Origin of the sequence: Pediococcus stilesii, assembly GCF_001437075.1 — a bacterium.
In the GTDB taxonomy this organism is placed as follows: Bacteria; Bacillota; Bacilli; order Lactobacillales; family Lactobacillaceae; genus Pediococcus; species Pediococcus stilesii.
This window is the reverse complement of sequence record NZ_JQBX01000006.1, coordinates 1-13,683: the sequence shown is the minus strand read 5'-3', so window position 1 is coordinate 13,683 and position 13,683 is coordinate 1. Positions and strand designations below refer to the sequence as shown.

Sequence of the window (13,683 nt, the reverse complement as noted above, 5' to 3'; positions counted from 1 at the left end):
AACTCCTCCAGTTTCTTTTTACTCCATCAAGTATAAACTTTTTAATCGAATAAATTATGAATATAATATCAAAAAAAAGAGTCCAATGACAAAATTACCCACGTCTTGGCCCCTTATACTAAACTATATTAAACGCAAAAAAAGATGAACTAATAAAAGTTCATCTTTTCATTTAACTTCTTATAGAGCCCAAGGACTCATACCACCAGCAGCGTGGTATAGGTTAGCAGCCATGTCAACTTGTTCAGAAACTGACATACCTTGGTGTTCACCATGACCTAATAATTGGAATAATCCGTAAGCACCTGATGAAGCATTGGTTGCGTTAGCGTTACCACCAGATTCGCGGTTGATGATTGCTTGCCATGTAGCAGCAGAAACACCAGTACGTTGTTCCATTGCTTGAGCAGCACCTGAAGCTGATACGTTACTGCTTGATGATGTTGTTGAAGCAGTGTTCTTTGTTGTTGCTTGTGTATTTGTATTTGTGTTTGTTGCAGCTGAACTTGTTGCTACACCAGTATTAGCAGCTTCTGCAGCTGTTGAGTTCTTAGCTACTTCTGGAAGTGCTTTAACGTCAGATTTTGTAGCCTTCTTGATGTTACCACTATTTGTAATAACTAACTTTTGACCTACAGTAATTACGTTAACATCTTTAATGTTGTTTGCTTTAGCGATTGAATCATAGTCACCATTTAGGTTAAATGCGTAACTAATTTCTGAAAGAGTGTCACCAGCTTTAACTGTGTAAATTTCGTCGGCATTTGCGCTACCGCTTGTTGTGATCATTGCTGCACCGATTGCTGCGCTTGAAAGCAATGCGATAGAAAGTTTTGAAAATTTACTCTTGATTGACATATAGATAAATATCTCCTTTATTTTAAAAAACATATACGTGTTTCCTTCGTTTCAACAGTTAATAACTTTACAGGATGTTTATTACAGATATATTTTGCATTATCTGGAATTTTGGGATATTTTGTAAGACTCTGTAACATTTTGTAATAAACCTGCTCTTTATCGCTGCTATTATGGGATTTTACAATTTAAAATATAATTTGAAATTGAAATATTTTTCTGAAAAAAAACGTTATTTTAAGCAATTTTGCTGAAAATAAAACCCTATAAAGAAGAGAATGAACTAAAAAGTCCATCCTCTTCATGTCAATTATGACCCATAATTTGTTTTTTAGAATTAAATTTTTGTCGTATTCTAGCTTGCTACTCCTCACTTAGTCTTTTCCCCATAATTGTGAGATCATACAATTTGTGGTCCATCTCGGCAACTTTAGGGAGTTGCCCCCACTCCTCATACCCTTCGGAACCGAATAAACCAATGCTTGGGGTATTGTGCGAAAAAATAAAAGCTAAAATGTTTGTAATTTTAAGTTCTGCCGCTTTCGACTCAGCAAATCTTAACGCTGATCTCCCTAAATGCTGCCCTCGAAAGGCATTGTCAACATAAACACTAATTTCAGCCGTATGTTCGTAAGCATCTCTACCATAAAAATCACCAAAGCTAACCCAGCCGACCGTGCGTGGCTTCTCAATCGACTTGACCACCCAAAGCGGACGTCGCCCCGTTTGATGCTCTTCAAACCACGGCTTGCGCTCTTCAACCGTAACTGTTTTTAGATCAGCCGTTGCCATTCTTCCCTTAATTGTTTCATTATAAATGCGAACAATCTCAGCCAAATCATCAATTTCTGCAATTTTAAATTCAATATCCACTACTTTTTCCTCCTAACGATAGGTCGCCGTATATGAGGCGCTATTTTTAATATAGGCAAGTTCATCGTAAATTATTTGCTTTTGTAATTGACTAGCCGTTTCCACCGTTAATTGCTTATTAGTTAGTTGATCTTGCAAAAATAAAAATTCTTGATGAAAAGCGCTTAGGAACGTTTCATATAAAATAATCGGATCTGGAGATTTCATTCCAATTCGACGGTGTCGTTCGCGATAATACTTTTGTACTTGGTGTAATTCACGCGTGGTTGTGGCAGCGTCTCGTCGGTTTTGGCGCAATTGTTTCATTACCGCATTAAATCCAATTTCCTCAATCGGAGCAAGATCTTCGCCATGCAGTTCAAACTCTTTCTTCCAATAGTACTGTTCCGCAATTAGTGGTGACGTTAACATCATATCCTGAACAGATTTAATATCACGATTAAGCCTTCCGATGTGAATACCAAATCGAATTCTAAGCATTATATTTTTAAAAATATTATTACTAACTGTAAACAAACTCAATGAAAGAAATTCTTGATAATACTTAAATTCATCATCCGTAATCTTATTTTCTTCGTGTAATTTTGTGATTGCGTCAACCTCGGTCGCGTGGGCAGCCTTATATAGTGACTTCAACTTACGTATGTTAGTAACCGCATGCTGATGTAATTGTTGGCTTAAAACATCTACAACAATTTGTGCTTCAGTATGATTCTCTGGTTGCTTGCGAAGTTCATTCATTGTTACCATGATCATTTCTCGATTCCATTGCGCAAAAGATTTATCTTTTCGTTTTGTCTCATTTTTTGTCATTTTGGGAACCATAATTGCTGCGACGGTCAAACTAATTAAGATAATCACTGCCACAATAAAAATTAACGTATCGCGATTAGTTAACGCATTTTGATTAACTGATTCTGGGAATAAGAACGCCAATGATAACGAAATCGTTCCACTTGCGCCACTAACCCCCATTAGTAAACTATCTTTCCACCGATTTCCACTATCCAAATGCATCCAAACTAAATATCTAGTCCATAAAACTCGGATAAGCAGCTTAAATATATAAATAAAGGCAGCAACCGATACCAGAATGACAATTAAACCTGAACTGGTCTGAATAATCTTACCTATTATAGAAGGAAGTGTTAATCCTAACAGCATAAAAATTGCTCCAGACATTGCTTCTTCTAAAATAATCCAAACATTATCACGAACCAATTGGACTTCGCTGGCGGTCAACTGTAGCTTATCGTTTTCAACTCCCTGCACCAAACCAGCGGCCACAACTGCCAAAATTCCTGATAAATTGGCCTCCTCGGCAATAAAGTAAACTAAAAATGGCACTACCAGCTCTAAAACAAGCATTACAATTGGACTATCATCATCCAGTGATATTAGAAATGACCTTAAGACGTGAAATACTGCGCCAACAATAGCGCCTAGTATTAATCCACCAATAAATTCTAGCAGGAACGATTCGGCCCCTTCGACAATTGAAAAGTTTCCCTTTACGAACATCAGTAACGAAAGATCAAACATTACGAAGCCGGCTGCATCATTAAAGAGCGACTCATTTTGCAGAATTGTAAATGGTACTTGATATTTAGGATTCGGATGTGCAAAGGCACTAACGGCCGATGCATCCGTTGGAGTAACAACGGACGCCATTGCAAACGCGAGAGCTAAAGGAATCATTGGAAATATCGTATTCACGCTAAATCCAACTAAAATAACAGTTACAATTACCAACGCAATTGACAACGAGAAAATATTAACTGCTCCCCGACCAATCCAATATCGCGACGCCGATTGCGCTTCATTATATAAAAGCGGCGCAATAATCATAAAAATAAACATATTTGGATCAAACGTAAAATTCCTGAACGGAGGTAGAAACGATAACCCAATTCCGACCGCAATAAAAATCATTGGTAAAGGTATTAGTTTAAAATGATTATTTACTAATATCGATATAACAATTCCGATTAGAATTATTAATACGACGAAAACACCTTCCATAATTTTCCCTCTTTTCCACTTTTTTCTTACTAAAAGTATCGCATAAAATGCCAAAAAATACCCTTATTTAGTCGCTTAATAATTTTAAATCTATTACTTTAATAAGCATATCCTTTGAATCTGTTTTCACAATTTTGTTAGAATTAAGATATAAAATACGAGGAGGTAATATCATGCAAAACACTAAACAGTATGTCTCATTGACCGAATTTCTTCGTGCTCCACAGGATGGCCCTTTTGTTTCAATCTATATGGGAATCGAACCAAACCAGCCCGTTGAAAAGTCAACAATCACCTTAAAGAACCTGGTGAAACATGCTTTGGAAGTTCTTGAAACAACGTGGCACATAGAGAATGTCGAAGATTATCGAAAAATCATTGAAGAAACTTTGGATAGTTCCTCACTTTGGGACCTAAACAATGATATTAAATCACTCGGAGTTATTACCAATGGTAAAATAATTTTTACTCGTGAAATGAGTGTTGACACAAAAGATATTGCGATGGCAACCAGCCTTCCCTTTATTTTACCAATTTTGCTTGATTATCAATCAAACTTTGACTCTTACCTGCTTGGCATCAGCTATGACAAAATTCGGCTTTACGACTTTTCCGATCGTCACCTGGAAGAACTTGATTTGCCAGAAGACGCTCCAACAACCTTGCAAAAAGCCCTTGGTGATGACGTCCGTGGTGGAGAAACAAACTCAGTCTCAGTCGGAAACGGCAAAGTCAGTGTCCATGGCCACAATGATACCTCTGCCGAAAAAGAAATTGACCATAAACGTTACTATCAAGTGGTAGATAAATATATCGTTGAAAACTTTGGCGGTGACCTAGAAAAGCCAGTGATCCTAATGGGATTACCTCAAAACATGACCCTCTTCAAAGAGGTAAATAAACAACCGAACCATTTCAGTAAATTCGAATTGGATCTTAATCCAACTGAATTGGACTACGATCAAAAAATTAAGGATCGCATCGAAAAATTCAAACAAGAACGAACTGATAGCTTTGTCCAAGAAAACCTTGAAGAAATTGACAAGGCTCGTGGGGCAAAACTTCTTTCAACCGATCTAAACCAAATTATCACGGCTGCGCTTCATGGACAAGTTGATACCGTTTATTTGGGACAAGGCGAACGCATCAATGGTCGTATCACGCAAAACGAAACTATTGATACAACTTCACCACAAGCTATCCACAATAATTTATTAAGTGATTTAGCAGACGTAACCGTTACTAATGGTGGAAACGTTAAGATCCTACCTTCCGATAAACTCGACGAAGTTGTAGTCGCTAAATTAAGATATACAGTTTAAATTAAGAAACCTTTTATAAAAGAATCCTTCATTAATTTAAAATGACCCTTCGATATTAAGAAATCCAATATCGAAGGGTCATTTTAAATTTCATTTTTACTTCAACTGATTCATTACTTTACTTGGAACATCCTGATCGTTAACGTAGTTAGGCCCTTTGTTAATTCTTGTATTACTAATCTCAGCCTTAACGGTTGCTCCAGGAGTAAAAGGTTGTACCTTTCGGCCACTTAGTTCATACTCAATCGTCTTTTTCTTACCAGATTCGGTTACAAAATTAAACGTATAGTTGTATGAGTGGTATCCCGTAACTACCTTTCCGGAATCATCTTTTGTTTGTACCTTGGCCGGTACTTTTTCTGGAACGATGGCATAAGCATTGACACTCTTATAGGTATTTTCGTAGTACTTATACCCAAAGAAAATCGCACCAATAACTAAAACAGCCGCAATAATCGAAACAATTTTTTTCATATTACTCCCTCCCTATATGATATATTTTACCTAAAAAAATGATAATTATCCATATAAAGAGCTTTATTTAAACCACCATGCTTAACAGTAAAACTCCTGCTAAGCCAATAACTGAAATCACAGTTTCTAAAACGGTCCACGTCAATAGCGTCTCTTTAACCGATAAATCAAAATATTCTTTAAACATCCAAAATCCGGCATCATTAACATGACTGGCTGCTAGACTTCCTGCTCCAACGGACAAAACCATTAAAGCCGGATCAATCCCCGCGCCTTGCATCAATGGAAGAACCAGACCAGCTGCAGTTAAAGAAGCAACCGTTGCGGAACCAAGAGCAACACGTAAAACTACCGCAATTAACCATCCTAAAATTAATGGTGAAATCGAAGTTGCCGCAAACATGTTTTTAACCGCTTCACCAACTCCTCCATCGATTAAAACCTGCTTAAAGGCACCACCACCACCAATTACTAATAGTAGCATTGCAATTGATTTAACCGCTTCTTCCAGGGTATTCATAATATCCTTGCTAGCAATTCGACGGTGATAACCCATCGACCACATTGCAAATAACAGTGAAATTAGCATTGCAATACTTGGCGAACCAATAAAACTAATAAAGTTATCTAAAGCATTGGGGTTTTTAGGCGCAATTCCGTTATGGACCGTAAGTTCATATACCGTTGTAATGGCCATTAAAATCACGGGAAAAAGTGATGTTAAAACCGAAATTCCAAAACCAGGTGTCTCTTCTAACTTAAACTCTTTTTGAGGCCCTAAGGCTTTTAAATTGCCAGCGTGCTCAAACGCTTCTGGAACATACCTTTTAGCAACCTTCGAGAAAAGGACTCCAGCAATGTATACTGTTGGAATCGCAACTATTATCCCATATAGTAAAACCTTCCCCGCATTAGCTCCTAATACTGCAGCAATCGCCGTTGGAGCTGGATGTGGTGGTAAAAACCCATGGGTAACGGATAATGCGGCCGCCATTGGAATTCCTAAAGTTAGAACTGGAACTCTCGCTTCAATAGCAATAGCAAAAACAATTGGTACCAACAAAACAATTCCAACTTCAAAAAATAGTGCAATTCCAATAATAAATGAAGCGACTACAACTGCTAATTGTAAAAAGCGACGTCCAAATTTGTCAATTAGGGTATTGGCAATTCGATATGCGCCTCCAGCATCAGCTACCAAACGACCTAGCATCGCCCCAAAGCCAAATACTAACGCTAATTCTCCCAATTGACTACCAATTCCGTTTTGAATTGTCACTGCAATTTTACTTGCAGGCATCCCCAGTCCTAAACCAACCGCCACTGACGTAATAATCAATGATACATAGGTATTAAACTTAAATTTAATAATTAAAGTTAACAGTACGATTATTCCAATAATTAAAACCGCAATTTCCATTCTATCCACTCTCCCCTTTACGGTAAGCGTTTACATATTTTATCTTAATAAAAGGTGGTTCCAACTAATTCAATAGTTTAGTTTCCCACCATTTCAATTAATAATTCATTCCGCCCTTTTAAATTACCTAATTAATCTTCCTCAGCAATTTTAGCTCGCGGATTGGGATGATTTCGTTGAAATTCTGCGATACTATCATATTCGCCCGCTAACTCGTTTGTTAACCGAATCCAAATTGGTAATAATTCTCGATAAACCGCAAAGTTTTCCTCATTTGGATGATGTGTCTTTGTTACACCAACCATGTCCTTAACAACACTCAAATCATCAACGATTCCGAGACTCTTCATTCCAATTACGGCGGCCCCCAATGCTGAACTTTCAAAGCTTTCTGGAATGTTAACATCTTGTTCAAATATGTCCGCTAGCATCTGCCGCCATAATTCACTTCTAGCAAAACCACCCGTTGCCTGAATTGCTTTTGGTTTCCCGGCTACGCCTTCGATCATGAGCATCACCATGTAAAGATTGTAGACGATGCCTTCCAAAGCAGCTCTAACCATGTGCGCTCTAGTATGTTGACGCGTTAACCCGAAGAAACTTCCTCTTGCATTTGCATCCCAAATTGGTGCACGTTCGCCACCTAAATATGGATGGAAAAGTAGACCATCAGCTCCGGCGGGAATTTTGGAAGCAATATCCGTTAATATTTCGTAGGAGTCAATCTGCATTTGTTCGGCAGTGATTTTTTCGGGTGAAAACAACTGATCCCTAACCCAGCGAAAAACAATTCCTCCATTATTAACTGGTCCGCCAACAACCCATTTTCCATCATCCAAATAATAGGTAAACAGGCGGCCTCGAGGATCAACAACTGGTTTATCGACCACCACACGAACGGCCCCAGAGGTTCCGATCGTTACGGCTAATACCCCTGGATCAATTGCATTTACCCCTAGATTACTTAAGGTACCATCACTGGCTCCCATAATAAATGGTGTATCGACTGAGATCCCCGTCACTTCAGCATATGAGCGTGCTAGACCCGTTAATTGGTATTCTGTCGACACAAGTCGTGGAAGTTGTTCTCGAGTAACTCCCGCAACTTCCAAAGCCTGTTTGTCCCAATCCATCTCAAAAATATTAAACAATCCAGTTGCATTTGCGAGCGAATAATCTTGTACGTATTCACCATACAAACGGAACAAAATATAATCCTTAATTCCAATAAAGTGTGTAGCCTTTTTAAACAGTTCGGGCTGTTCATTTCTTAGCCAGATTAACTTGATCAATGGTGACATTGGGTGCGTTGGAACACCCGTGTGGGAATAAAGTTCCTGACCTAACCCATTTTGCTTTAATTGATCAGCATATTTGCTAGCTCGGTTGTCTGCCCAAGTGATCACTCGTGTGAGTGGCTGATCTTTTTCATCCATCAAAATTAGGCTATGCATGGCACTTGAGAAAGACACACCCTTTAGTTCTCCCGGTTTAACATCTCCACGGCGCATTACTTCCGTTAAACCACTAATCACAGCTTCAAAAATTTCTTCCGGATCTTCTTCGGCCATATCAGGCGTATCTTGATACAAAGGGTACGGGTTGTTTGCGTACGCAACCGACTTTCCTTTCATATTAAACAAGACAACCTTAGTACTTGTCGTTCCGAGATCGACTCCAATCATGTAATCATGTAATCCATTTGTTTACCTCCAAAAATCCATTAATCTTTATGATCGACGGCGTGGCCACCAAAACCATTTCGTAACGCTGCAACAACTTTTCCAGTGACGGTATCATCTTCCTCAGAACGGTAACGCATCATTAAGGAACTACTAATCACTGGCGTCGGAACGTGCAGCTTAATTGCTTCCTCTACGGTCCAGGCACCTTCGCCCGAACTGTGCATAACGCCTTTAATCTCGTCCAACTTAGGATCGGAACTGAAAGCGGATTCCGCTAATTCCATCAGCCAACTGCGCACAACTGAGCCATTGTTCCAAACTTTGGCTACGGCTTCATTATCATATTCAAATTGGCTCTTAGCTAAAACTTCAAATCCCTCACCGATTGCTTGCATCATTCCATATTCAATTCCGTTATGAACCATTTTTAAGTAATGTCCTGATCCAGCTTTTCCTGTGTAAAGATATCCATCTTTGGCGGCAATTGCTTTAAACAGCGGCTCGATTTTTCCAAAAATTTCCTTTTCCCCGCCAATCATGAAGTTCCCGTTATGGAGAGCACCTTCCATTCCACCAGACGTCCCGACATCAAAAAAGTGAATTTTACGTTCTTTTAGCATCTGGTCATGTGTTAGTGAGTTTTGATAAAAGGAATTCCCGCCATCAATTACAATATCTTCTGGACTTAATTGATCACGTAATTGAACAATTGTATCGTTCGTCGGTTTGCCTGCCGGAACCATCACCCAAATAATTCGATTTGGTTCTAGCTGTGCGATTAGTTGTGTTAAATCCGAGGCCGTTTGAATTCCAGAACTCTCAGCATTTTCTCTTGCCTGTTGAAAGACATCAAATGCCACCACATCAACACCGTTATCTCGCATATTTTTAGCTAAATTCAAACCCATCTTACCTAACCCAATTAGTCCAACTTTCATGATCGATCCTCCACTTACTTTTCGTATTATTGATTTCAATTTATATTGTATGAAACTTTTTTACATAATGCAAGCGCTTTACATGTAATTTATTTTCTATAATTTTAGTGTTATAATTTGTAGCATATTTACGACAGATAGGAGAATACACAATGTCTAATTTTGCCTTACGTCTCCACGCATATCAAAATAATCTTAGTGACAAAGAAAATGAGCTCGCCCAGTATCTATTAAAAAATCAAAATGAAGTGAGTCACTCGACCATTTCTGAATTAAGCCAAAAAACTGGTATTTCAACAGCAACCATTTCTCGCTTTGCTAAAAATCTTGGCTATGATAGTTTTCAGGACTTAAAAATTAATTTGGTTCAAACTGACACGGATGATAATTTATTTGTTGAAATTAGCCCCAATGACTCACCTAAAACCATCGCCAAAAAGACTTTTGCTTCCAACATTGATGCTCTGAGGGCAACCGAAAATACGTTAAATGATGTTGATTTACAAAAATGTGTGGAATTAATACTGCAAGCTAAGCACGTCGGCTTATTTGGATTAGGCGCCAGTAATGTCGTTGCCTTAGACGGTTACCATAAATTTTTAAGAACCACGATTGATGTTATCTATGTTGAAGACTTTCATATGCAATTGATGAATGCCGCTCGTTTAACCTCAAACGACGTGATGATCTTAATCTCACATTCTGGTGAAAATCGTGACGCGATTGCATTGGCAAAGCTCGCTCAAAGTCGACAAACCCCCATTATTTTAATTACTAGTTCCGCAAATTCGACTTTGGCGCATATCGCTGACATTACATTGGTTTCAATTGCCGAGGAATCGCGTTATCGAACAGAAGCCTTACACGCGTTAATTGCGCAAATAAGCATTATCGATGCCCTATTCATGATGACCGCAATTAAAACTGATCGTAAGGTTGCTTTGGAAATTCGCCAAGAAATTAACAAAACTCGCTCAAATTGAAAGAATCAACTAATTTGTTGATTCTTTTTTAACTCGTTCCAAACGATAAACAGCAATTCCTAAACCAGCCAACGATCCAATCGCCCCGGCCCAAAAGACCGCATCAAAAGCATGTAAAAACATGCTACCCGTACTAGGAGTTATAATTCGAATTCCAGGCAACTGTAAAAATAGTAATGCCGAGCCAAACGAGACACCGACGGTCATTCCAAATGTTCTTGCTAATGAGTTTAAAGAACCCGCCACCCCAGAAAGATTTTTAGGAACGGTATTCATTGTTAAAGCATTGTTAGGTGATAAAAACAGTCCCATCCCGACCCCATTTAATACAATCGGCCAAATAATTAAAAATAAATTGTTATGGCTAGGATAAAGCGCGTATCCAATTTGTGAAACGGTCAAAAATCCTAACCCGAGAATTAATAAATAATAGCGATTCCAATGATCAGCTAAATAACCTGAAATTGGAGTAACAAATAGCATTGTTAAACTTTGAAGCATCATTATTAGTCCCGAATTCAAAGCATTAATTTGAAGAAAACCTTGTAGATAAAATGGTAATAAGATATTTGAAATGGCATTGACTAACATCGCAATTAGTAAAGTAACCACCGAGACCAGATAGTCCATGTTATGTAATAACTCTGGATTTATCCATGGCGTTTTCGCTTTCGAATCTTGAATAAAAGAATAGAACGTGAGGATGATTCCGACGGCCACTCCAATAAAACCTAAAGTTCCCCATTTGGGCATTTGTATAAAGGTACCACTGAGGAAAAAGATAATTACACCAACGGTAAAAATATTTTGACCTACCCAATTTGAATTATGCCAAATATTCGAAACAGCATCTCTCTTAGGTAAACGAACGTGTAACATAAAGTATCCCCAGACAACAACCAGGATTCCTAGAGGGACATTAATTAAGAAAATCCATCTCCAAGATGCTAACGATATTAAAAATCCCCCAAAAGCTGGTCCCGAAATTGAGCCTACAGATGTAAACATCGAAAGGGTCGCTAAAGCCTCTGCACGTGTCGCATCCGGAAAGTAATCACTTACAATCCCCATGCTATTTGCCATAATCATTGCCGAGCCAACGGCCTGAATTAGTCTTCCCACCAATAAAATCCAATAAGCAGGACTAATCCCCGTAATTAACGATCCGATAATAAAGAAGACACTTCCAAAAATAAAAACATCATTTTTAGAAATTAAATCTCCAATATGTCCGAACATCACGAGCAAAATTGTCGTTGTTATCAGCCCCACCGTTACTGTCCAAGTTGCCATGCTGTTTGAAATTGAAAAATCTTGAGATATTTTTGGTAGTGCCAACATCGTACTTGAGCCAGATAAGCCCGTTAACAAGGAAATTAATCCCAGTAAAATCACAATCTGTCCCTGTTCGCGCTGTTTAAACATCATCATCATTCCCTTCTACATCAAAAAAATATACTGCATTTATCATGTAGAGTATATCATTCATTAAAAATATCTTAAATAATAAGCAACTTTTTTATTAGTTTAAACTTTATTTCCACAATAAAAATTACTTCCTAATTATAGGTTGAGCAATTTTAGTTTATTTTAAATTTTTTTATGTCATAATAACCGAAAACGAGGTGACATAAATGAAAAGAATTAGCGTTGTGGTCCCTACCTTTAATGTAGAAGGATATTTAGAAGAAACTTTAGAAAGTTTAAAAAAACAAGATACCGATTTTTAACTATGGATTATTGATGATAATTCCAACGATAACTCTGCTAAAATTTCACAAAATTTTGTTCATGGAATCCCTGATTTTCATTTTGAAGCTTTTGATACTCACAAAGGAATTGGTGCAGCTCGTAACTTTGGAATCGATCATGCGACCAATGATGCGATTGCATTTGTTGATGGTGATGACATTATTAGTTCAGACTTTATCCGAACCCTATCCGAATTATTTACAAAAGATGTCGTTGCTACCGCAGTCGGTTATTCTTGGTGGCGCCCGCGCACTTCTTCTTCCAGACAACAAATCTTATCTCAAAGAGAAATGTTTGGTCAGGTATCTACACATGGCTCCGAAATCGGTGGCTATGTATGGAATAAAGCATTTTCAACGCAAGCAATCAAAGCGATCAACTTAAGATATGATGAATCTCTCCCGATTGCTGAAGATTATTTATTTACTTCTACATTTGTCGCAAAGACCCCAGGCCAATATGCATACGATCCAAGAATCTTATACACAAAGGTCAATCGTCCTAACAGTACAATTCACACGGCTAGTTTTGCCGATCGAAATCAAGAACGAAAGGTTTTTAAACAAATTAGAGAATTAGAACATTTTATGTATTAAACGATATCATCTTATTTTGGTATACTGGAAATATTAAATTAATGGATGTGATTAAATGGCAGGAAAAACATTATCAGATTATGAAGTTGATATTCCCAGAGTAGCAGAGCTTTTACAAGACTCTCCAAAATTACAATTATTTTTTAATCAACTAACACCCGGCTACCAGCGCGAGTGGGCTCGATTTATCTTCGGAGTTAAGTCTGAGTTGACTAAGGAACGCCATATTGAAAAAATGAAAATTGTGTTTGAGGCTGGTTTTAAATCAAAACGTGCTTTTGACCAACGTAAGTAATGTGTAATCCAAAATTCAAAAAAATTTGATTCGGATGTTCATATTTCTATTTTTTAGTGCCGGTAGTAATTTTAACTATCGGCATTTTTGGTTAAAGCAAAATTGATTAATTCTACGTTTTATCATTTCATTAATTACTATGACAAACAAGGCGTTAAGAGCATCGATCAAGTATTTTTATCGCAACTTGACGGACAGTCACTATTTGCCGAATATCCATTATTATCTGTTATTCCAGGACTTCTTCTAGTACAATCATTATGGGACATCGTTTTTCCTCTTTTCAATGCTTTTGTGGTGAATTCATTGTAGCAGAAAAGACGATGTCCTTTTTGTTTTGTCCAAAATAAAAATGGTGCAATAGAATTTCTTCTATCACACCAAATATTGTACAGCCAATAAAAAAACCTTCAACCATTTGATTGAAGGTTTATTAATTATTGGCTGTCCGTCAATTGGTGTGAT

At 37.7% G+C, this 13,683-nt stretch carries 11 protein-coding genes and 1 pseudogene; 4 read left to right on the top strand and 8 right to left on the bottom strand.

The window, feature by feature from the left end; translation table 11 throughout:
• Window positions 1–180: 180 nt before the first annotated feature.
• The 3 genes from IV81_RS03505 to IV81_RS03495 all read right to left on the bottom strand — a co-directional run bounded on the left by IV81_RS03505 (window position 181) and on the right by IV81_RS03495 (window position 3,753).
• Window positions 181–858: a LysM peptidoglycan-binding domain-containing protein gene (locus IV81_RS03505; protein ID WP_057802343.1), complete on the bottom strand. Its 678-nt coding sequence runs from the start codon at window positions 856–858 to the stop codon at window positions 181–183.
• 363 nt (window positions 859–1,221) lie between these two features.
• Window positions 1,222–1,731: a GNAT family N-acetyltransferase gene (locus IV81_RS03500; RefSeq protein ID WP_057802341.1), complete on the bottom strand. Its 510-nt coding sequence runs from the start codon at window positions 1,729–1,731 to the stop codon at window positions 1,222–1,224.
• 12 nt (window positions 1,732–1,743) lie between these two features.
• Window positions 1,744–3,753: a cation:proton antiporter gene (locus IV81_RS03495; protein WP_057802339.1), complete on the bottom strand. Its 2,010-nt coding sequence runs from the start codon at window positions 3,751–3,753 to the stop codon at window positions 1,744–1,746.
• A 173-nt stretch (window positions 3,754–3,926) separates the two neighbouring features.
• Between IV81_RS03495 and IV81_RS03490 the strand changes: the two genes are divergently transcribed.
• On the top strand, window positions 3,927–5,075 hold the full coding sequence (locus tag IV81_RS03490; protein WP_057802338.1) for a baeRF6 domain-containing protein: 1,149 nt from the start codon (window positions 3,927–3,929) through the stop codon (window positions 5,073–5,075).
• Between the two features lie 96 nt (window positions 5,076–5,171).
• Here IV81_RS03490 and IV81_RS03485 read toward each other — a convergent pair whose 3' ends face one another.
• The 4 genes from IV81_RS03485 to gnd all read right to left on the bottom strand — a co-directional run bounded on the left by IV81_RS03485 (window position 5,172) and on the right by gnd (window position 9,592).
• Window positions 5,172–5,549 carry a YxeA family protein gene (locus IV81_RS03485; protein WP_057802336.1) on the bottom strand — a complete coding sequence of 126 codons (378 nt, stop codon included), beginning with the start codon at window positions 5,547–5,549 and terminating at the stop codon, window positions 5,172–5,174.
• A 67-nt stretch (window positions 5,550–5,616) separates the two neighbouring features.
• Window positions 5,617–6,969: a gluconate:H+ symporter gene (locus IV81_RS03480; protein WP_057802333.1), complete on the bottom strand. Its 1,353-nt coding sequence runs from the start codon at window positions 6,967–6,969 to the stop codon at window positions 5,617–5,619.
• A 131-nt stretch (window positions 6,970–7,100) separates the two neighbouring features.
• On the bottom strand, window positions 7,101–8,654 hold the full coding sequence (gntK, locus tag IV81_RS03475; RefSeq protein ID WP_057802332.1) for a gluconokinase: 1,554 nt from the start codon (window positions 8,652–8,654) through the stop codon (window positions 7,101–7,103).
• Window positions 8,655–8,692: 38 nt separating this feature from the next.
• Complete coding sequence (gene gnd / locus IV81_RS03470) at window positions 8,693–9,592, bottom strand: phosphogluconate dehydrogenase (NAD(+)-dependent, decarboxylating) (RefSeq protein ID WP_057802330.1); 900 nt, start codon at window positions 9,590–9,592, stop codon at window positions 8,693–8,695.
• A 152-nt stretch (window positions 9,593–9,744) separates the two neighbouring features.
• Between gnd and IV81_RS03465 the strand changes: the two genes are divergently transcribed.
• On the top strand, window positions 9,745–10,575 hold the full coding sequence (locus tag IV81_RS03465; RefSeq protein WP_057802328.1) for a MurR/RpiR family transcriptional regulator: 831 nt from the start codon (window positions 9,745–9,747) through the stop codon (window positions 10,573–10,575).
• A 9-nt stretch (window positions 10,576–10,584) separates the two neighbouring features.
• Here IV81_RS03465 and IV81_RS03460 read toward each other — a convergent pair whose 3' ends face one another.
• The gene (locus tag IV81_RS03460) at window positions 10,585–12,003 is read right to left on the bottom strand and encodes an MFS transporter (protein ID WP_057802326.1); all 1,419 of its coding nucleotides are present in this window, start codon (window positions 12,001–12,003) and stop codon (window positions 10,585–10,587) included.
• Window positions 12,004–12,209: 206 nt separating this feature from the next.
• Here IV81_RS03460 and IV81_RS03455 point away from each other — a divergent pair.
• Window positions 12,210–12,923: pseudogene (locus IV81_RS03455) on the top strand (glycosyltransferase family 2 protein).
• 55 nt (window positions 12,924–12,978) lie between these two features.
• Window positions 12,979–13,218 (top strand): YdeI/OmpD-associated family protein, encoded by a 240-nt coding sequence (locus tag IV81_RS03450; protein WP_057802324.1) that lies wholly within the window; start codon window positions 12,979–12,981, stop codon window positions 13,216–13,218.
• Window positions 13,219–13,683 lie beyond the last annotated feature (465 nt).

Excerpts from the sequence above, each read along its gene's own strand:
- gnd (WP_057802330.1), bottom strand. The coding sequence starts at position 9,592 with ATGAAAGTTGGACTAATTGGGTTAGGTAAGATGGGTTTGAATTTAGCT.
- IV81_RS03460 (WP_057802326.1), bottom strand. The coding sequence starts at position 12,003 with ATGATGTTTAAACAGCGCGAACAGGGACAGATTGTGATTTTACTGGGA.
- gntK (WP_057802332.1), bottom strand. The coding sequence starts at position 8,654 with ATGATTGGAGTCGATCTCGGAACGACAAGTACTAAGGTTGTCTTGTTT.
- IV81_RS03485 (WP_057802336.1), bottom strand. The coding sequence starts at position 5,549 with ATGAAAAAAATTGTTTCGATTATTGCGGCTGTTTTAGTTATTGGTGCG.
- IV81_RS03465 (WP_057802328.1), top strand. The coding sequence starts at position 9,745 with ATGTCTAATTTTGCCTTACGTCTCCACGCATATCAAAATAATCTTAGT.
- IV81_RS03480 (WP_057802333.1), bottom strand. The coding sequence starts at position 6,969 with ATGGAAATTGCGGTTTTAATTATTGGAATAATCGTACTGTTAACTTTA.
- IV81_RS03490 (WP_057802338.1), top strand. The coding sequence starts at position 3,927 with ATGCAAAACACTAAACAGTATGTCTCATTGACCGAATTTCTTCGTGCT.
- IV81_RS03495 (WP_057802339.1), bottom strand. The coding sequence starts at position 3,753 with ATGGAAGGTGTTTTCGTCGTATTAATAATTCTAATCGGAATTGTTATA.
- IV81_RS03450 (WP_057802324.1), top strand. The coding sequence starts at position 12,979 with ATGGCAGGAAAAACATTATCAGATTATGAAGTTGATATTCCCAGAGTA.
- IV81_RS03505 (WP_057802343.1), bottom strand. The coding sequence starts at position 858 with ATGTCAATCAAGAGTAAATTTTCAAAACTTTCTATCGCATTGCTTTCA.